At 61.7% G+C, this 18,121-nt stretch carries 17 protein-coding genes; 16 read left to right on the top strand and 1 reads right to left on the bottom strand.

From position 1 onward, the window contains the following. The first annotated feature begins 20 nt into the window (after positions 1 to 20). Entirely contained in the window at positions 21 to 866 is an 846-nt protein-coding gene (locus P9875_RS22005; RefSeq protein WP_278316595.1) for a LysR family transcriptional regulator, read from the top strand. A 57-nt stretch (positions 867 to 923) separates the two neighbouring features. Here the strand turns inward: P9875_RS22005 and P9875_RS22000 are convergent, their stop codons facing one another. After that, complete coding sequence (locus P9875_RS22000; RefSeq protein ID WP_035820723.1) at positions 924 to 1,610, bottom strand: Bax inhibitor-1/YccA family protein; 687 nt, start codon at positions 1,608 to 1,610, stop codon at positions 924 to 926. Between the two features lie 221 nt (positions 1,611 to 1,831). Here P9875_RS22000 and ndk point away from each other — a divergent pair, with 221 nt between their 5' ends. The 15 genes from ndk (at position 1,832) to P9875_RS21925 (ending at position 18,083) form a co-directional block, all read left to right on the top strand. Next, a complete protein-coding gene (gene ndk, locus P9875_RS21995) occupies positions 1,832 to 2,248 on the top strand; it encodes a nucleoside-diphosphate kinase (protein WP_034752036.1) in 417 nt (138 codons plus the stop codon). Positions 2,249 to 2,373: 125 nt separating this feature from the next. Beyond that, on the top strand, positions 2,374 to 3,549 hold the full coding sequence (gene rlmN / locus P9875_RS21990; RefSeq protein WP_034752035.1) for a 23S rRNA (adenine(2503)-C(2))-methyltransferase RlmN: 1,176 nt from the start codon (positions 2,374 to 2,376) through the stop codon (positions 3,547 to 3,549). Beyond that, the gene (pilW, locus tag P9875_RS21985) at positions 3,549 to 4,337 is read left to right on the top strand and encodes a type IV pilus biogenesis/stability protein PilW (RefSeq protein WP_278316594.1); all 789 of its coding nucleotides are present in this window, start codon (positions 3,549 to 3,551) and stop codon (positions 4,335 to 4,337) included. The genes rlmN and pilW overlap by 1 nt, the downstream gene beginning before the upstream one ends. 67 nt (positions 4,338 to 4,404) lie before the next feature. Further along, on the top strand, positions 4,405 to 5,328 hold the full coding sequence (locus P9875_RS21980) for a helix-turn-helix domain-containing protein (protein WP_341353807.1): 924 nt from the start codon (positions 4,405 to 4,407) through the stop codon (positions 5,326 to 5,328). 38 nt (positions 5,329 to 5,366) lie between these two features. Continuing rightward, positions 5,367 to 6,635, top strand: a complete 1,269-nt coding sequence (gene ispG / locus P9875_RS21975; protein WP_176390306.1) for a flavodoxin-dependent (E)-4-hydroxy-3-methylbut-2-enyl-diphosphate synthase — start codon at positions 5,367 to 5,369, stop codon at positions 6,633 to 6,635. A gap of 33 nt (positions 6,636 to 6,668) precedes the next feature. Then, positions 6,669 to 8,030: a histidine--tRNA ligase gene (hisS, locus tag P9875_RS21970; protein WP_035820715.1), complete on the top strand. Its 1,362-nt coding sequence runs from the start codon at positions 6,669 to 6,671 to the stop codon at positions 8,028 to 8,030. A gap of 54 nt (positions 8,031 to 8,084) precedes the next feature. Beyond that, positions 8,085 to 8,753, top strand: a complete 669-nt coding sequence (locus P9875_RS21965) for a tetratricopeptide repeat protein (protein WP_035820713.1) — start codon at positions 8,085 to 8,087, stop codon at positions 8,751 to 8,753. Between the two features lie 85 nt (positions 8,754 to 8,838). Beyond that, positions 8,839 to 9,984, top strand: a complete 1,146-nt coding sequence (bamB, locus tag P9875_RS21960; protein ID WP_278316592.1) for an outer membrane protein assembly factor BamB — start codon at positions 8,839 to 8,841, stop codon at positions 9,982 to 9,984. Positions 9,985 to 9,988: 4 nt separating this feature from the next. Beyond that, complete coding sequence (gene der, locus P9875_RS21955; RefSeq protein ID WP_034752028.1) at positions 9,989 to 11,335, top strand: ribosome biogenesis GTPase Der; 1,347 nt, start codon at positions 9,989 to 9,991, stop codon at positions 11,333 to 11,335. A gap of 241 nt (positions 11,336 to 11,576) precedes the next feature. Next, complete coding sequence (hfq, locus tag P9875_RS21950; protein ID WP_008450615.1) at positions 11,577 to 11,813, top strand: RNA chaperone Hfq; 237 nt, start codon at positions 11,577 to 11,579, stop codon at positions 11,811 to 11,813. 114 nt (positions 11,814 to 11,927) lie between these two features. Beyond that, on the top strand, positions 11,928 to 13,151 hold the full coding sequence (hflX, locus tag P9875_RS21945; RefSeq protein WP_035820708.1) for a GTPase HflX: 1,224 nt from the start codon (positions 11,928 to 11,930) through the stop codon (positions 13,149 to 13,151). A gap of 2 nt (positions 13,152 to 13,153) precedes the next feature. Beyond that, the gene (hflK, locus tag P9875_RS21940) at positions 13,154 to 14,449 is read left to right on the top strand and encodes an FtsH protease activity modulator HflK (protein WP_035820706.1); all 1,296 of its coding nucleotides are present in this window, start codon (positions 13,154 to 13,156) and stop codon (positions 14,447 to 14,449) included. Continuing rightward, the gene (gene hflC / locus P9875_RS21935; RefSeq protein WP_278316591.1) at positions 14,449 to 15,336 is read left to right on the top strand and encodes a protease modulator HflC; all 888 of its coding nucleotides are present in this window, start codon (positions 14,449 to 14,451) and stop codon (positions 15,334 to 15,336) included. The genes hflK and hflC overlap by 1 nt, the downstream gene beginning before the upstream one ends. 269 nt (positions 15,337 to 15,605) lie before the next feature. Continuing rightward, complete coding sequence (locus tag P9875_RS21930) at positions 15,606 to 16,766, top strand: ATP phosphoribosyltransferase regulatory subunit (RefSeq protein WP_034752022.1); 1,161 nt, start codon at positions 15,606 to 15,608, stop codon at positions 16,764 to 16,766. Positions 16,767 to 16,769: 3 nt separating this feature from the next. Next, a complete protein-coding gene (locus tag P9875_RS21925) occupies positions 16,770 to 18,083 on the top strand; it encodes an adenylosuccinate synthase (RefSeq protein WP_034752021.1) in 1,314 nt (437 codons plus the stop codon). Positions 18,084 to 18,121: the final 38 nt, after the last annotated feature.

Below are 18,121 nucleotides of genomic sequence, written 5' to 3'. Positions count from 1 at the left end.
GCAGCTGATATGATGGATTGATGGATATCAATCAAGCGCGTACCTTCCTGGAAGTGGCTTCCTGTGGCAGTTTCATCATGGCCGCCGAACGCATGCACGTGACGCAGACGGCCGTCAGCGCCCGCATCCGCACCCTGGAGCAGCAGCTGGGGCGCCAGCTGTTCGTGCGCAACAAGGCCGGCGCACGGCTGACGTCGGCCGGCGAGCGCTTCATGCGCCATGCGGCCACCATGGTGCAGGTGTGGGAGCGGGCGCGCCACCAGGTGGCCTTGCCGCCGGGGCGCGATGACGCCATCAGCATCGGCTGCGAACTGAGCTTGTGGCAGCCGCTGCTGGGCGACTGGCTGATCCGCATGGCGCGCGATTGCCCCGAGATCGCCCTGCGCGCGGAAGTCGACAGTTCCGCGCGTCTGCTCGACGCCGTGCATGACGGCTCGCTCGACCTGGCCGTGCTGTACAACCCGCCGCAGCGCCCGGGCCTGGCCAGCGAATTGCTGGCCGAGGAAAAGCTCGTGATGGTGACCACGCGCGATGACGGGCAGATGCATGCCGATGCCTATGTGTACGTGGATTGGGGGCCGGCGTTTGCCGCGAACCACCAGGCAGCGTATCCGGAACTGAGCAGTCCGCCCGTGTCGATCTCGCTGGGGCCGCTGGCCCTCGTCTACCTGTTGGACGTGGGTGGCGCCAGCTATTTCCGCATCGGCAGCGCGCAACCCTATCTCGATGCGGGTTTGCTGCACCGCGTGCGCGACGCGCCCGAATTCTCGCATTCCGCCTACGCCGTCTACGCGGCCCAGCGCGGCAACCCGACCCTGGACCGCGCCCGCGCCTGCCTGCTGGAAGTGGCGGAGAGAATCAAGTAGATGCGACAGACGTAAAAAAGCCGACCCGAGGGTCGGCTTTTTGTTTAAGCGCAATGCTTAGTCGCGGCTGCCGCCGGCGAAGCCGAGCAGGGACAACAGGCTGGTGAAGATGTTGTACACGTCCAGGTAGATGCGCAGGGTGGCCGAGATGTAGTTGGTCTCGCCGCCGTTGATGATTTGCTGCACGTCATACAGGATGTAGGCCGAGAAGATGGCGATGGCGACCATGGAGATCACGATCGACAGTGCCGACAGGCCCAGGAAAATATTCGCCACCGACGCCAGGATCAGCACGATCACGCCGGCGAACAGCCATTTGCCCATGGCCGAGAAGTCGCGCTTCGAGACCGTGGCGATGGTTGCCATCACGGCCAGGATGGTGGCCGTGCCGCCGAATGCCGTCATGATCAGCATGCCGCCGTTCGAGTAGCCGAGCGTACGCGTCAGGATAGGCGTGAGCATCAGGCCCATGAAGAAGGTAAAGCCCAGCAGGACGGCGACGCCGAGGCCCGAGTTCTTGGTTTTTTCAATCGCGTACATGAAGCCGAAAGCGACGACCATGAAGATGATGAAACCCATGCCGCCGGTCAGCATCGGCAAATGCATTTGCACGCCGATGAAGGCGCCCAGCACGGTCGGGATCATGGACAGCGCCAGCAGCCAGTAAGTGTTGCGCAAGACCTGATGGCGGACTTGCTGCATGCCCCCCGACAGGTCAAAGGTGCGTTGCATGTTCTGATTCATAGTGCCTCCGTGTTGTCAATTCAAATTACTGCTTTACCCAAGGATAGCATGAGGGCCGGAATTTGCCAAAAAAGCAGCTTAAGATTTCATTAAACGGGGGTGGGGCGGCAAGATGCCCCCTGCCTCTCTGGGTGATATGGGGTGGAGTATGGTAAAATCAAAGGTTGATTGAGTTCTCAATTTACCGTTTTAAACCTTACTTTTTATTGGAGTTTTCACACATGGCAATCGAACGCACCCTGTCGATCATCAAACCAGACGCAGTTGCAAAAAACGTAATCGGTCAAATCTACTCGCGTTTTGAAAACGCTGGCCTGAAAATCGTTGCAGCACGCATGACCCAACTGTCGCGCGAACAAGCTGAAGGCTTCTACGCAGCGCACAAAGAACGCGGCTTCTTCAAAGATCTGGTCGACTTCATGGTTTCCGGTCCAGTCATGATTCAAGCCCTGGAAGGCGAAAACGCCGTTCTGGCCCACCGTGACCTGATGGGCGCGACCGATCCGAAGAAAGCAGAAAAAGGCACGATCCGCGCCGATTTCGCCGATTCGATCGACGCTAACGCCGTACACGGTTCCGACGCTGTCGAAGCTGCTAAAGTGGAAATCGCTTACTTCTTCCCAGAACTGAAGGCTTAATTGCCTTAGATAACGTTATTTCCTGGCGTTATCTGTGAAATAACTTATCACCCCCTGTTCCCGCTGCGCTGTGGAGTTTTCGCTCCCGATGCGCGCGGGGACGGATTTTTAGAATAGACAAGATCATGAATACGACGACCCTCACCAACTTGCTGGACCTCGATCCCGCGCAACTCATCGCCTATTGCGCCGAGTTGGGAGAGAAACCGTTTCGTGCGAAACAATTGCAACGCTGGATACACCAGTTCGGCGCCTCCGACTTCGACGCCATGACGGACCTGGCCAAGTCGCTGCGCGACAAGCTGGCCACGCGCGCCGAAGTGCGCGCCCCGGCCATCATCAGCGACCATACGTCGACGGATGGCACGCGCAAGTGGCTGGTCGACGTGGGTAATGGCAATGCCGTGGAAACCGTGTTCATTCCGGAAGAAAACCGCGGCACCCTGTGCATCTCGACCCAGGCCGGCTGCGCCGTGAACTGCCGTTTTTGCTCGACGGGCAAGCAAGGCTTCAACCGCAACCTCAGTGTCGGCGAAATCATCGGCCAGCTGTGGATGGCGGAATTCGAATTGCGCCGTACCAAGGGCATCGAGCCTGGCCCGAAAGGCGAGCGCCAGATCACCAACGTGGTGATGATGGGCATGGGCGAGCCCCTGCTGAACTTTGAGCCGACCGTCACGGCCCTGAAATTGATGCTCGACGACAACGCCTACGGCTTGTCGCGCCGCCGCGTGACCCTGTCGACCTCGGGCGTGGTGCCGATGATGGACAAGCTGTCGCAGGAAGTGCCGGTGGCCCTGGCCGTCTCGCTGCACGCTTCGAACGACGCCTTGCGCGACGGTTTGATTCCACTGAACAAGAAATACCCGCTGAAGGAATTGATGGCGGCCTGCAAGCGCTACCTGGAATTCGCTCCGCGCGATTTCATCACGTTTGAATACTGCATGCTCGACGGCGTCAACGACAGCGACGAGCACGCGCGCGAACTGCTGGCGCTGGTGCAAGACCGCGAGTTTGGCGTGAACTGCAAGTTCAACCTGATTCCGTTCAACCCCTTCCCCGAGTCGGGCCTGTTCCGCTCGAAAAACCCGCGCATCAAGGCCTTTGCCCAAGTCCTCATGGATGGCGGCATCATCACCACCGTGCGCAAGACGCGCGGCGACGATATCGATGCGGCCTGCGGCCAGCTGGCCGGCGAAGTCAAGGACCGCACCCGGGTACAGGAGCGCATGGAAAAGATGACTGAGTATCAACAGAAATTTGGCGCCAATTTCGGCAAGATCGTGGAGATCCGCTCCTGATGCGGGGACGCATGGCTTATCCTGGGGTACTTGCCGCGGCTATTGTCAGCCTGGGCGTGCTGCTGGCCGGCTGTGCTTCCACCGCGGACAAGCAGCAAGCCGCATCGGTCGAGCAGCGCGCCGCCTTGCGCTTGCAGCTGGCCAGCGCCTATTATATGCAAGACCAGTTTGCGGTGGCGTTGACAGAAGCGGATCAGGCGGTGCAGCTACTGCCGGGCAACGCCCAGGTGCGCGGCATGCGCGCCCTGATTTTTGCTGCCTTGCGCCAGCCTGCCGCTGCTGAAAAAGATTTTCTTTACGCATTGCGCCTTGCGCCCCACAATCCCGAGTTGAGCAATAATTATGGCCTGTTTCTGTGCCAGACCGGGCGCGCGGCGCAGTCGCTGGCGTATTTTGATGCCGCATTGCAAGATGCCGCCTATGGCACGCCTGAACTGGCGCTGCATAATGCGGCCGCATGCAGCCTGGTCATGAAAGATTACCCGCGCGCCGCCGGCTACTGGCTCAAGGCGGAGCGCATCGCACCTGGCGCGGCAATCACTTATGCCGGTCTGGTGCGCGTGTATTACGAACAGCAAGACTACCGGCAAGCGGCTCATTATCTTGAGCGGCTCGGTAAAGCGGCGACAATGGAGAGCCAGACGGCCGATGTGCTGTGGCTCGGGATCAAGGTGCAGCATAAGCTCGGGGATGCGGGTGCGGAAGCTGGCCTGGGGGCGCATTTGCGCAACCACCATTCCGGCTCCCCCGAATATGCTGCTTATCAAAATGGGGCGTTTGATGAGTGAGACAGGGATACCAATGAATTCAGAGTGGGCAGAAACGCCTCAGCAGCAGCCCCAGGGCAATCTTGCGTTGGCAGGCGCACAGTTGAAGGCGCAGCGCGAAGCGCTGGGCTGGCCGGTGGAGCAGGTGGCCGACCAGCTCAAGCTGGCGCCGCGCCAGGTGATCGCGCTGGAAGAGGGCGACATGGCGGCTTTGCCGAACGTGGCCGTGGTGCGCGGATTCGTGCGCGCCTACGCCAAGGTGGTGCGTCTCGACGCGGCGCCGCTGGTGGCCATGATCGAAGTCCATCCGGCGCCGGCGCAAGACCCGGCCGCGCCCGTGCGGCGTGAAATTTCCGCCACGTTTTCCGAATCGCGCTTCCCGTCGATGACGCAGCGCTCGTCGAACCAGACTCCGCTCTGGATCGCCGGCGCCGTGGCCGTCGTCGTGTCGGCCGCCTTTGGCGCCTATAAACTCGGTTACGTGCCGGCCAGCCTGCTGTCCTCGCAGGCCGGGAAAGAAACGGCGCATGCGGAAGTGGGCCCCGTGGAAACGACCCTGATCAAGCCGGGCCAGGACTTGACGCCGGTGCAGTCGCCGTCCGTGCCGCTGATTTCCGTGCCGCCGCCACCAGGCAACGATACGCAGACGGGCGCACCTGCCACCACCGCTTCGGCGCCGGCCGCTGCCGAAGTGCCGCCAGCGGCCGTGCCAGCCCCGGCGACGGCTGTCGTCACGCCGCCTGCGGCTACCGCTACTACCACCGCTGCCGTGGGCGCGAATGCGCTGGTGCTGAAGGTGGAGCAGGATTCCTGGGTGGAAATCCGCCGCCCTGGCAGCGCGCCGCTGATTTCGCGCATGGTCAAGGCGGGCAGCACGGAAACGTTCGATATCACGGGACCGGCCACCCTGGTGGTGGGTAAGCCAGGTGTGGTGCAGGCAACCTTGCGCGGCGCCAAGCTGGAGCTGCCGACCGTTGCCGGCGGCACGATCTCGCGCGTCAGCATCAAATAATTGCAGTAACCGTTCAAGCAAACTCAGAAGATAATATTATGGCTACCTCGAAAACAGCGATCGGCTCCGGTCCATCCGGCCGGCGCGACAGCCGCAAGGTGCTGATCGCGCACGGCCAGCGCCAGATCTGGGTGGGCGGCGACGCCCCCGTGGTGGTGCAGTCGATGACAAACACGGATACGGCCGACGCCATCGGCACGGCGATCCAGATCAAGGAACTGGCGCGTGCCGGTTCGGAACTGGTGCGCCTGACGGTGGACCGTCCGGAAGCGGCCGCGGCCGTCCCGTACATCCGCGAGCAGCTCGACAAGATGGACATCGACGTGCCGCTGGTGGGCGATTTTCACTATAACGGCCATACCCTGCTCAACGACTACCCCGATTGCGCGCGCGCGCTGTCGAAGTACCGCATCAATCCCGGCAACGTGGGCAAGGGCGCCAAGCGCGACACGCAATTTGCGCAAATGATCGAAGCGGCTTGCCGCTACGACAAGCCGGTGCGCATCGGCGTGAACTGGGGCAGCCTCGATCAAGCGTTACTCGCGCGCATCATGGATGAAAACGCGGGCCGCGTCGAACCGTGGCCGGCGCAAGCCGTCATGTACGAAGCGCTGGTGACGTCGGCGATTGAAAACGCCGTGCGCGCCGAAGAGCTGGGCCTGGCGCGCGACAAGATCATCCTGTCGTGCAAGGTCTCGGGCGTGCAAGATCTGATCGCCGTGTACCGCGAACTGGCGCAGCGCTGCGACTATCCGCTACACCTGGGCCTGACGGAAGCGGGCATGGGCAGCAAGGGCATCGTGGCGTCCACCGCGGCGCTGGCCGTGCTGCTGCAAGAGGGCATCGGCGACACCATCCGCATTTCGCTCACGCCCGAACCGGGCGGCGACCGCACGCGCGAAGTGATCGTCGGCCAGGAAATTTTGCAAACCATGGGCTTGCGCAAGTTCGCGCCCATGGTCATCGCTTGCCCAGGTTGCGGCCGCACGACGTCGACCACCTTCCAGGAGCTGGCCGACAACATCCAGACGTATCTGCGCGAGCAGATGCCGGAATGGAAGAAATCGTATCCGGGCGTGGAAGCGATGAACGTGGCCGTCATGGGCTGCATCGTCAACGGTCCCGGCGAATCGAAGCATGCGAACATCGGCATCAGCCTGCCCGGCACGGGCGAGTCGCCGGCCGCGCCCGTGTTTGTCGACGGCGAAAAAGTCGTCACCCTGCGCGGCGAACGCATCGTCGAGGAATTCCAGGACATCGTCTTGAAGTATGTACAGAGTCACTATGGAAACACGGCTGCCGTCTGAGCCTGATCCGATAAAAAAGTAAAGAAGAACACTATGTCCGAAAATAAAAAGCTCGACAAGATCACCGCCGTCAAAGGCATGAACGATATCCTGCCGGCCGACGCTCCGCTGTGGGAATTGTTTGAAAACACGGCGCAATCCGTGCTGCAAAGCTATGGCTTCCAGCAGATCCGCACGCCGATCGTGGAAGAAACGAAATTGTTCGCGCGCGCCATCGGCGCCGTGACCGATATCGTGGAAAAGGAAATGTATTCGTTCACCGATTCGATGAACGGCGACAACCTGACCCTGCGTCCTGAAGGCACGGCCGGCGTGGTGCGCGCCGTGGTCGAGCACAACCTCGTCTACGAAGGCCCGAAACGCCTGTGGTACAAAGGCCAGATGTTCCGCCACGAGCGCCCGCAAAAAGGCCGCTACCGCCAGTTCCACCAGTTCGGTGCGGAAGCCATCGGCTTCACGGGCCCGGATATCGACGCCGAGCTGATCATGATGACCCGCCGCCTGTGGGATGATCTGGGCCTGGAAGGCATCCGCCTGGAACTGAACTCGATCGGCGACGCGGCCGAGCGCCTGCGCCACCGCGCCGACCTGATCGCCTACCTGGAAAGCCACAGCGAGCTGCTTGACGAAGAAGCCAAGCGCCGCCTGCACAGCAATCCGCTGCGCATTCTCGACACCAAGAACCCTGCCATGCAGGATCTGGTCAATGGCGCGCCGAAGCTGCTGGACTACCTGGGCGAGGAATCGCTGGCCCACTTCCACGGCGTGCAGAAGATTCTGAACCACAACAATATTCCATTCGTCATCAATCCACGCCTGGTGCGCGGCCTCGATTACTACAACCGCACGGTGTTCGAGTGGGTCAGCGACAAGCTGGGCGCGCAAGGCACGGTCTGCGCCGGTGGCCGCTATGACGGCATGGTGGAAATGTTCGGCGGCAAATCGACGCCCGCCGTCGGTTTCGGCATGGGCGTCGAACGCCTGGTGCTGCTGATGAAGGATGCGGCCGAGCCGGAACAGCCAGCCCAGTGCGACGTGTATCTGGTGCATCAGGGCGAGCAGGCAGGCTTGCAAGCGTTCGTGCTGGCGGAGCGGATTCGCGATGCGGGCCTGGACGTTGTGCTACATTGCGCAGCGAGCAACGGTGGCGGCAGCTTCAAGACGCAAATGAAAAAGGCCGACGCCAGCGGTGCGGCGTTTGCCGTGATCATGGGCGACGATGAAATCGCCAACAATGTCGCGACGGTGAAAGCCATGCGCGAAGCCGATGCCGGCGCGCAGCAGAACACGGTGCCGTTCGACGACGTCGTCGACTACGTGGTGGATCAGATCATCGGCGACCACGATTGCGGCCATGACCACGGTCCTGGCGGCCACGTGCATCACCACCACTGATTTGCAGCAAGACCGTTCTACCCTCGATCAACTACTCATTAAAACTGACGACCCATGGCATACGATCACGAAGAACAAGAACAACTGGCAACCCTCAAGGCCTGGTGGCAGCGCAATGGCAATCTGACCTCCTGGGTCCTGATCGTGGCGCTGGCAGGCTACAGCGGCTGGGCTGGCTGGCAGTACTACCAGCGCACGCAGGCTGCGCAAGCGGGCCAGCTGTACGACGAACTGCAAAACGCCATCGCCGCCAAGGACACGGCCAAGGTGATGCGCGCGGCCGGCGACATGCAGTCGCGTTTCGGCGGCACGGCATATGCGCAGATGAGCGCCCTGTCCGCTGCCAAGGTGGCGTTCGACGCGAATGACCTGAAAACGGCCAAGACCCAGTTGCAATGGGTGGCCGAGCATGGCACGGAAGAGTACAAGGCCATCGCCAAGCTGCGCCTGGCAGGCGTGCTGCTGGATGAAAAAGCCTACGATGAAGCGCTGAAAGTGCTGGCGACGGCTTCCGTGGCGCAATTTGCCGGCGCCGTGGCCGACCGCAAGGGCGACATCCTGGTGGCGCAAAACAAGCTGGCCGATGCGCGCACGGCTTACCTGGCCGCGATAGCCGCGACGGACAAGAACAATCCAGGCCGTCAGCTGATCCAGGTCAAGCTGGAAGCCATCGGCGGTACGGTACCGGAAGACAAGGCCAAGGCTGACAAGGCTGCCGCCTGACAGGAACACTGATGGTTGTGCAGCGCGGCGTTGTGCGTCGCCTGCCTTGCCCTTACAAGTACAAGAAAAAGGTTGGATAACACTTATGCGTGTCACTGAAAAGCTGGTAGCTGCAAGTCTGTTGGCCCTGATGGCCGGTTGCTCGTCCTGGAACCCGTTCGCCTCGAAAGATCCGAAAGTCGAACCGGCCAAGCTGGTCGAGTTAAAATCGAGCATCGCCGTGCGCGACGCGTGGAAGTATTCGATCGGCAAGGCCGGCGTGTACGCGTTTACGCCTGCGCTGGCCGGCAGCAGCCTGTACGTGGTCAATGCCGATGGTGCGCTGGCGCGCCTGGATGCGGCCAGCGGCCGTGAGACGTGGCGCATCAAGGCCGGCAGCGACATCACGTCGAGCGCCGGCAGCGATGGCGCGGTCGTCGCAGTGGGCGCCGCCAAGGGCGCCGTGCTGGCGTTCGACGCCGATGGCAAGCAACTGTGGAAAGCGCAGGCGTCCAGCGAGGTATTGACGGCGCCCGTCGTGGGGCAGGGCGTGGTCGTCGTGCGCAGCGTCGACAACCGCATCGTCGGCTTCGACGCCAAGACGGGCGAACGCAAGTGGACGGTGCAGCGCGCCACGCCGGCACTGACCCTGCGCAATGCGCCGGGCATGGTAATGGGCGGCGCCAACATCTACGTGGCCCAGCCGGGCGGCAAGCTGCTGGCGCTGACGGCGGCCACCGGTGTGGTACGCTGGGAGATCGTCGTCAGCGAACCGCGCGGCGCCACCGAACTGGAGCGCGTCTCCGACATCGCCGGCGCACCGGTGGTGTTCGAAGGCGAAGTATGCGCCGTGACGTACCAGGGCAAGGCGGGCTGCTTCGATGCCGCCACGGGCGTGCCGCGCTGGACCAAGCCGATCTCGTCCGATGTGGGCGTGGCCGTCGACCAGCGTTTCGTGTTTGTTGCCGACGCTCAGGGCGCTGTCGTGGCGTTCAGCCGCGAAGGCGGCCAGAGCGCGTGGAAGAACGAGGCGCTGGCGCGCCGCCGCCTGTCGACGCCGGCCTCTTACGGCCGCAGCGTCGCCGTCGGCGACTATCAAGGTTACATCCACTTCCTGTCACGGGAAGATGGCGCATTAATAGGTCGTGTCAGCACCGACGGTAGCCCGATTGTTTCGGCTCCCGTTGTTGCCGGTTCGAATTTGATTTTTCAAACCCAATCAGGGACAGTGACCGCTCTCGCGGTCGAGTAATACAATGAAGCCGGTAATTGCACTAGTAGGTCGACCCAACGTTGGGAAATCGACTTTATTCAATCGTCTGACCCGCTCGCGCGATGCGCTGGTGGCGGATTTGCCTGGGTTGACGCGCGATCGTCACTATGGCGAAGGCCGTGTCGGCGAACGTCCCTTCCTGGTCATCGATACGGGTGGTTTCGAACCCGTCGCCAAGGAAGGCATCATGCACCAGATGGCACTGCAGACCAAGCAGGCCGTGGCCGAGGCCGACGTGGTGGTATTCATCGTGGACGGCCGTCAAGGCCTGACCCCGCATGACAAGACCATCGTCGACTTCCTGCGCAAGAGCGGTCGCCCGGTCTTGCTGGTGGTCAACAAAAGCGAAGGTATGCGCTACACGGCCGTCGTGTCCGAATTCTATGAATTGGGCATGGGCGATCCGTATGCGATCTCGTCGGCGCACGGTGACGGCGTCAACGACCTCGTCGAAGTGATGCTGGACCTGGCGTTCGCGCAGCGTCCGGACGAGCCTGAAGAGCTGGAAAAGACCGACCGCGGCATCAAGATCGCCCTCGTCGGCCGTCCGAACGTGGGCAAGTCGACCTTGATCAACACCTTGCTGGGCGAAGAGCGCGTGATCGCCTTCGACATGCCGGGCACGACGCGCGACTCGATCGAAATCCCGTTCGAGCGCGATGGCCAGCAATACACCTTGATCGACACGGCCGGTATCCGCCGCCGCGGCAAGGTGTTTGAAGCGATCGAGAAATTCTCGGTGGTGAAAACGCTGCAGTCGATTTCCGAAGCCAACGTGGTCGTGCTGATGCTCGACGCGCAGCAGGATATCTCGGAGCAGGACGCGCACATCGCCGGCTTTATCCTGGAATCGGGCCGCGCGCTGGTCGTGGCAGTGAACAAATGGGATGGCTTGCAATCGCACGAGCGCGATGAAATCAAGATCGATATCGACCGCAAGCTCGATTTCCTGTCGTTCGCGCAGATGCATTTCATTTCGGCGCTGAAGGGCACCAACATCGGTCCATTGATGAAGTCGCTCAACGCCGCGTATGCGGCCGCCATGTGCGACCTGTCGACGCCGAAGCTGACGCGCGCCCTGATCGAGGCCGTGGAGAAGCAGGAGCCGCGCCGCAAGGGTTCGATCCGTCCGAAGCTGCGTTACGCCCACCAGGGCGGCATGAACCCGCCTGTGATCGTTATTCACGGCAATGCGCTCGACGCCGTCGGCGACCCGTACAAACGCTATCTGGAAAAACATTTCCGCGATACGTTTGCCCTGGTCGGCACGCCGCTGCGCATCGAACTGCGCACGGGTAAAAATCCGTTTGCCCGCACGCCAAGCAAGTAATGTTTTACATGCTGAATTAAGTGCAGATTAAGGCGCCGCGGAGATAATGCGGCGCCGGCCACCATTTAATGGCTGTTTGCACGGAAATAATAAAGTGTTAATGCGCCATGCGCGACAGCGATCGCGAAAACAGGTTACAGTAGCTATGACGCATCTTTCTTTCTTTGAAAGGTGTGAGAGCACTTGAAATCAAGCGAGTCGCCTCCAATTCTTACACAACAACATAAACAACGGAGCTGTTATGAGCAACAAAGGGCAACTGTTACAAGACCCATTCCTCAATGCATTACGCAAAGAGCATGTTCCTGTCTCGATCTACCTGGTCAATGGCATTAAATTGCAGGGCCATATCGAATCGTTCGATCAATATGTCGTATTGCTGCGCAATACGGTGACACAGATGGTGTACAAGCATGCCATCTCGACAGTGGTGCCGGCCCGTGCCGTCAATCTCAATATTGAATCTGAAGCGGAGTAAAGCGTTGAGCTTGACGGCCCAGCGCCTTTCACCCTCCATCGCCCCCGTCCGCGCCAGCGGCGCTGATGCGTTTGCATCGGCGTCGGCGTTCGCCACAACTCATCAGTTGCCATCATGCGCGCGGCACTAGTCGGGGTTGACTTCGGTCACAGCGACTTCGCCGCCAGCATGGAGGAACTCATGCTGTTGTCGCGTTCGGCTGGCGCCGACCCGATTTCCACCATCACGGCCAAGCGTTCCAGTCCCGATTCCGCGTATTTCGTCGGCAGCGGCAAGGCCGATGAAATTGGCGACGTCGTCGTCAACGATGGCCTGGAAATCGTCATCTTCAACCATGCCCTTTCGCCGGCGCAGCAGCGCAATCTGGAAAAGCGCCTGAATGTGCGCGTGCTCGACCGTACCAGCCTGATCCTCGACATCTTCGCGCAGCGCGCCAAGAGCCACGAGGGCAAGCTGCAAGTCGAGCTGGCGCAGCTGCAGCATCTGGCCACGCGCCTGATCCGCGGCTGGACCCACCTTGAGCGGCAAAAGGGCGGTATCGGCTTGCGCGGTCCCGGCGAGACGCAGCTCGAGACCGACCGCCGGCTGATCGGCGACCGCGTCAAGGCCTTGCGCGCCCGCCTGGAAAAGCTGCACAAGCAGCGCGAAACGCAGCGCCGCGCGCGCGGCCGCAATCACACATTTTCCGTGTCCCTGGTCGGCTATACCAATGCCGGCAAGTCGACCCTGTTCAATGCCGTGACCAAGGCCGGCGTGTATGTCGCCGACCAGTTGTTCGCCACCCTCGACACCACCTCGCGCCGGGTTTACCTGGGGCAGGAAGTGGGCAATGTGGTGATCTCCGACACGGTCGGCTTCGTGCGCGAATTGCCGCATCAGCTGGTGGCGGCCTTCCGCGCCACGCTCGAAGAAACCATCCATGCCGATTTGCTGCTGCACGTCGTCGACGCCGCGTCGCCGGTGCGCATGGAGCAGATCGAACAGGTCAACCTGGTCTTGAAAGAGATCGGCGCCGATCATATTCCGCAAATCCTCGTGTGGAACAAGATCGATGCGGCCGGGCTGGAGCCTTCGGTGGAACGCGATGAATATGCTACGATCAGTCGCGTGTTCGTCAGTGCGCAGAAGGGCAGCGGGCTCGACCTGCTGCGCGATGCGATCGTCGAGATGGCCAGGAAGGCGCCTCGTTCGGCCCATCTGTACCAGAACGACGCAGCACCGCAGGAAGATCAGTTTGACGGTCAGTACGACCAGCACGATGGCGCCGCCCCGGACCAGGACGAAGAGCCTGGCGAGGACGATAGGATTTCCACCCACTCCCAAGTCGGAACACGATAGTTATGCTTGTCTCCCTACTCAAAAAAACAGGCTTGAAGTTGTCCCTGAACGATCCCCGCTGGGGCAATCGCAAGGACGACGGCAAGAAAGCCCAAGAAGGCAAAAAGCCCGGCGAAGGTCCGCCGGACCTCGATCAGTTGTGGCGCGATTTCAATCAGCGCCTGAACGCCTTTTTCGGACAGAAGAACCGTCCCGACAACGGCGGCAATAACAACGGCGGTGGCGGCGGCCCGCGCCCCGACATGAAGGGCGCCGGCATCACCGCCGGCGTGGTCGGCGTGATCGCCGTCTTCATCTGGCTCGCCAGCGGCGCCTTCATCGTGCAAGAGGGCCAGAGCGGCGTCGTGCTGACGTTTGGCCAATACACGCGCACGGCGCCGGCCGGTCTCAACTGGCGCTGGCCGTATCCGTTCCAGACTGATGAAACCGTCAACGTGTCGCAAGTGCGCACGGTGGAAGTTGGCTATCGCACGTCGCTGCGCAACAAGCAGGCCAGCGAGTCGCTGATGCTGACGGACGATGAAAACATCATCGACATCCAGTTCGCGGTGCAGTACACCTTGAAAGATCCGGTGGAATGGCTGTTCAGCCTGCGCGACCAGGAAGACACCTTGCGCCAGGTCGCCGAAACGGCGATCCGCGAAGTGGTCGGCCGCAGCAAGATGGATTTCGTGCTGTATGAAGGCCGCGAAAAAGTGGCCTTCGACACGCAGAAATTGATGCAGCAGATTCTGGAAGATTACAAGTCTGGCGTGTTGATCAACAACGTGACGATGCAGGCCGTGCAGCCGCCGGAGCAGGTGCAAGCCGCTTTCGACGATGCCGTCAAGGCAGGCCAGGACCGTGAACGCCAGAAGAATGAAGGCCAGGCTTACGCCAATGACGTCATTCCTAAAGCACGCGGCGCGGCATTCCGCCTGGTGCAGGAAGCCGAGGCCTACCGGGCCATGGTGACCGAGAACTCCGAAGGTAATGCGTCGCGCTTCAAGCAGGTGCTGGTCGAGTACCAGAAGGCGCCGGCCGTTACGCGCGACCGCATGTACCTGGAAACGATGCAGCAAGTGTTCAGCAGTGCCAGCAAGGTCATGGTTGACGCCAAGACGGGCAGCAATCTGCTGTATCTGCCGCTCGACAAGTTGATCGCCCAGCAGGCGGCGTCGGACGCCTCGGCCGCGGCAGCGCGCGCCACAGCGGCCGCACCCGCAGCCAATACCGTAATGCCACAGGAAGCCATGCAGACAGTAGAAGTCAATTCGCGTCGCGACAGCCGCTCTTCGCGTGAACGGGAGAGCCGCTAATGAACCGTATCGTCGCCGCCCTGATCGCGGGCTTTATCGCGATCATGCTCCTTTCCTCGACCGTGTTTGTCGTCGATCAGCGTAAATACGCCATCGTCTTCGCCCTGGGTGAAGTCAAGGACGAGATCAGCAAACCAGGCTTGTACTTCAAGCTGCCGCCGCCGTTCCAGAACGTGATCTACCTGGACAAGCGCATCCTGACGCTCGACACGCCGGAGCCGGAGCGCTTCATCACGGCCGAGAAGAAGAATATTCTCGTCGACGCGTATGTGAAGTGGCGCATCGTCAATCCGAAGACCTATTTCCGCAGCTTTGGCGGTGATGAAAGCCGCGCCCGCAACCGCATGTCGCAAATCGTCAAGGCCGCGCTGAATGATGAAATCACCAAGCGCACGGTGCGCGAAGTGATCTCGGGCGAGCGTGGCAAGGTGATGCAGGCGATCAAGGCCAAGGTGGCGGCCGAGGCCGAGGCCATCGGCGTGGGCATCGTCGACGTGCGCCTGAAACGCGTCGATTACGTCGAGCAGATCAACAACTCCGTGTACGAGCGCATGAAGTCCGAGCGCGTGCGCGTGGCCAACGAGCTGCGTTCGACCGGTTCGGCCGACTCCGAGAAAATCCGCGCCGACGCCGACAAGCAGCGCACGGTGATCCTGGCCGAAGCGTACCGCGAAGCCGAGAAGATCCGCGGCGAGGGCGACGCCAAGGCATCGCAAGTGTATGCGGAAGCGTTTGGCCGGAATCCGGAGTTCTACAAGTTTTACCGTAGCCTGGAAGCCTACCGCGCCACGTTCAAGGACAAGGGCGACGTGATGGTGGTCGATCCGAGTTCGGAATTCTTCAAGTACTTAAAGGGTAACGGCACGGCCGTTCCGTCCAAGAAGTAAGGCAGCATCGACACTGCCCCCGGCCGCGAGGCCGGATGCAGCATGAGCGGGGCCGGCATCGATGCCGGCCCCGTTTTTTTGTGCCCGTCAGGCTGTTGCGGGAAGGCGTAAAATGCGGTGTTTTTAGGGCTGTGCGGCAGCGTTTCGGACAACTTATCCCTAAAGGCCCGTGTTTTCGCGTAAAATATCAGGTTCGGCCTCTTGCCTGGCGCGCTCGCCGCTGCCTCGCATGATGCATTTTTCAACTTTCTTCCGTATCTCGCTCCCTCATGCCGAATTGGCTTTTGCCCGAAAATATTGCCGATGTTCTGCCGTCGGAAGCGCGCAAGATCGAAGAGCTGCGCCGCCTCATGCTGGATAATTTCCGTCTGTACGGATATGAACTGGTGATGCCGCCGCTGCTCGAGTATCTGGAATCGCTGATGACCGGCGCTGGCAAGGATACCGACCTGCGCACGTTCAAACTGGTCGACCAGCTGTCTGGCCGCATGCTCGGCCTGCGCGCCGACATGACGACGCAAGTGGCGCGCATCGACGCCCATCTGCTGAACCGCGCCACCGTCACCCGCCTGTGCTACGCCGGCAGCGTGCTGCATACCCGTCCATCGGGCTTGCACGCCACCCGCGAACCGCTGCAGATCGGCGCCGAAATCTATGGCCACGCCGGCCTGGAAGCCGATGCCGAGATCCAGGAGCTGGCGCTCGCTTCGCTGGCACTGGCCGGTTTCGATAGCGTCCGCCTGGATTTGTCGCACGTCGGCCTGTTGCGCGCTATCATTGCGCAAGACGCCGCCGCCGAGCGCGACGAAGCTGCGCTGTACGCCTTGCTGCGCGCGAAAGATGCGCCGGGCCTGCGCGCCCTGACCGCATCCTACGATGCCGTCACGCGCGATGCGCTGCTGGCCTTGCCGAACCTGTATGGCGACATCGACGTGCTGGCGCGTGCGCGCGAAGTGCTGCCGCCGCTGCCGGGCGTGCTGAAAGCGCTGGCCGAGCTGGCGGCGCTGGCAGGCTCCGCGCTGGGCCGCGCCGAAGTGGCGATCGACCTGGCCGACCTGCGCGGCTACCAATATGAAAGTGGCGCGATGTTTGCGCTGTATGTACCAGGCTTGCCGAACGCGGTTGCGCGCGGCGGCCGTTATGACCACGTCGGCGAAGCGTTCGGCCGGGCACGTCCCGCGACCGGCTTCTCGCTCGATTTGCGCGAACTGGCGCGCCTGTTGCCGACCGCGGAACGGAAGCATTCGATCCGCGCGCCGTGGGGCAGCGCGCCAGAATTGAAGGAAAAAATCGCCGAGTTGCGCAAGGCGGGCGAGGTCGTGATCCAGAGTATGCCGGGTCACAGTAATGAACAAGACGAGTTCGAGTGCGATCGCGTGCTGGTACTTGCCGATAATGGTAGTAGCTGGATTCTTAAAAACTTAGGTTAAGTGATGTCAAAGAAAATTATGGCAAAGAACGTCGTTGTCATCGGCACCCAATGGGGCGATGAAGGTAAAGGCAAGATCGTCGACTGGTTGACTGATCACGCCCAGGGTGTGGTGCGCTTCCAGGGCGGCCACAATGCAGGCCACACGCTGGTCATCGGCGGCGTCAAAACCGCGCTGCAGCTGATCCCGTCGGGCATCATGCGTCCAGGCGTCGCCTGCTACATCGGCAACGGCGTGGTCGTTTCCGTGCCGGACGTGCTGCGTGAAATCGACAAGCTCGAAGCGGTCGGCGTTGAAGTCGCCTCGCGCCTGAAAGTGTCGGACGCGGCACCCGTGATCCTGCCTTACCACACCGCGATCGACCTGGCGCGTGAAGCCAAGCGTGGCGATGCGAAGATCGGCACCACCGGCAAGGGCATCGGCCCGGCCTACGAAGACAAAGTGGCGCGCCGCGCGATCCGTATCGCCGACCTGCTGAACGAGAAGCGCTTTGCCGAAAAGCTGGCCGAAAACCTCGATTACCACAACTTCGTGCTGGAAAACTACCTGAAGGCGCCGAAAGTCGACTATCAGAAGACCCTCGACGACGCGCTGGCCTATGTGCCGCGTCTGCGTCCGATGGTCACCGACGTGTCGAGCGCGCTGTACAAGGCGCACAAGGCCGGCGCGAATCTGCTGTTCGAAGGCGCGCAGGGTTCCCTGCTCGACGTCGACCACGGTACGTATCCGTTCGTCACCTCGTCGAACTGCGTGGCCGGCAATGCCGCCGCCGGTTCGGGCGTGGGTCCTGGCATGCTGCACTACATCATGGGCATCACCAAGGCCTACACGACGCGCGTCGGTTCCGGCCCGTTCCCTTCGGAACTGCCAACGGATGCGGGCGTCGGCCACCACCTGGCGCAAGTCGGCCATGAATTCGGCACCGTGACGGGCCGTGCCCGCCGCTGCGGCTGGTTCGACGCCGCCTTGCTGCGCCGCTCCGTGCAGATCAACGGCGTGACGGGCATGTGCCTGACCAAGCTGGACGTGCTGGACGGTATCGAAACGCTGAAACTGTGCACCGGCTACACCATCGACGGCGTCGCCACGGACATCTTCCCATCGGGCGCTGAAGAAGCCGCCCGTTGCGTGCCGGTGTACGAAGAGATGCCAGGCTGGACGGAAAGCACGGTCGGCGCGAAATCGCTGGCAGCCCTGCCAGCAACGGCGCGCGCTTACATCAAGCGCATCGAAGAACTGGTCGGCGTACCGGTGGACATGGTTTCGACCGGTCCGGATCGTGAAGAAACGATCGTGCTGCGTCACCCATTCGAGTAAGCTGCTGGACACAATCCGCCGCAAGGCGGATTTTTTTA

This window comes from Janthinobacterium rivuli, from assembly GCF_029690045.1.
GTDB lineage: Bacteria > Pseudomonadota > Gammaproteobacteria > Burkholderiales > Burkholderiaceae_D > Janthinobacterium > Janthinobacterium rivuli.
This window is presented reverse-complemented; position numbering and strand designations above follow the sequence as displayed.

Bases quoted from the DNA above. Each gene is read 5' to 3' on its own strand.
- hflX (WP_035820708.1), top strand. From the start codon at position 11,928: ATGCGCGCGGCACTAGTCGGGGTTGACTTCGGTCACAGCGACTTCGCC.
- ndk (WP_034752036.1), top strand. From the start codon at position 1,832: ATGGCAATCGAACGCACCCTGTCGATCATCAAACCAGACGCAGTTGCA.
- P9875_RS22005 (WP_278316595.1), top strand. From the start codon at position 21: ATGGATATCAATCAAGCGCGTACCTTCCTGGAAGTGGCTTCCTGTGGC.
- P9875_RS21965 (WP_035820713.1), top strand. From the start codon at position 8,085: ATGGCATACGATCACGAAGAACAAGAACAACTGGCAACCCTCAAGGCC.
- hfq (WP_008450615.1), top strand. From the start codon at position 11,577: ATGAGCAACAAAGGGCAACTGTTACAAGACCCATTCCTCAATGCATTA.
- P9875_RS21930 (WP_034752022.1), top strand. From the start codon at position 15,606: ATGCCGAATTGGCTTTTGCCCGAAAATATTGCCGATGTTCTGCCGTCG.
- P9875_RS21925 (WP_034752021.1), top strand. From the start codon at position 16,770: ATGTCAAAGAAAATTATGGCAAAGAACGTCGTTGTCATCGGCACCCAA.
- der (WP_034752028.1), top strand. From the start codon at position 9,989: ATGAAGCCGGTAATTGCACTAGTAGGTCGACCCAACGTTGGGAAATCG.
- hisS (WP_035820715.1), top strand. From the start codon at position 6,669: ATGTCCGAAAATAAAAAGCTCGACAAGATCACCGCCGTCAAAGGCATG.
- hflC (WP_278316591.1), top strand. From the start codon at position 14,449: ATGAACCGTATCGTCGCCGCCCTGATCGCGGGCTTTATCGCGATCATG.
- rlmN (WP_034752035.1), top strand. From the start codon at position 2,374: ATGAATACGACGACCCTCACCAACTTGCTGGACCTCGATCCCGCGCAA.
- P9875_RS22000 (WP_035820723.1), bottom strand. From the start codon at position 1,610: ATGAATCAGAACATGCAACGCACCTTTGACCTGTCGGGGGGCATGCAG.
- pilW (WP_278316594.1), top strand. From the start codon at position 3,549: ATGCGGGGACGCATGGCTTATCCTGGGGTACTTGCCGCGGCTATTGTC.
- bamB (WP_278316592.1), top strand. From the start codon at position 8,839: ATGCGTGTCACTGAAAAGCTGGTAGCTGCAAGTCTGTTGGCCCTGATG.
- ispG (WP_176390306.1), top strand. From the start codon at position 5,367: ATGGCTACCTCGAAAACAGCGATCGGCTCCGGTCCATCCGGCCGGCGC.
- hflK (WP_035820706.1), top strand. From the start codon at position 13,154: ATGCTTGTCTCCCTACTCAAAAAAACAGGCTTGAAGTTGTCCCTGAAC.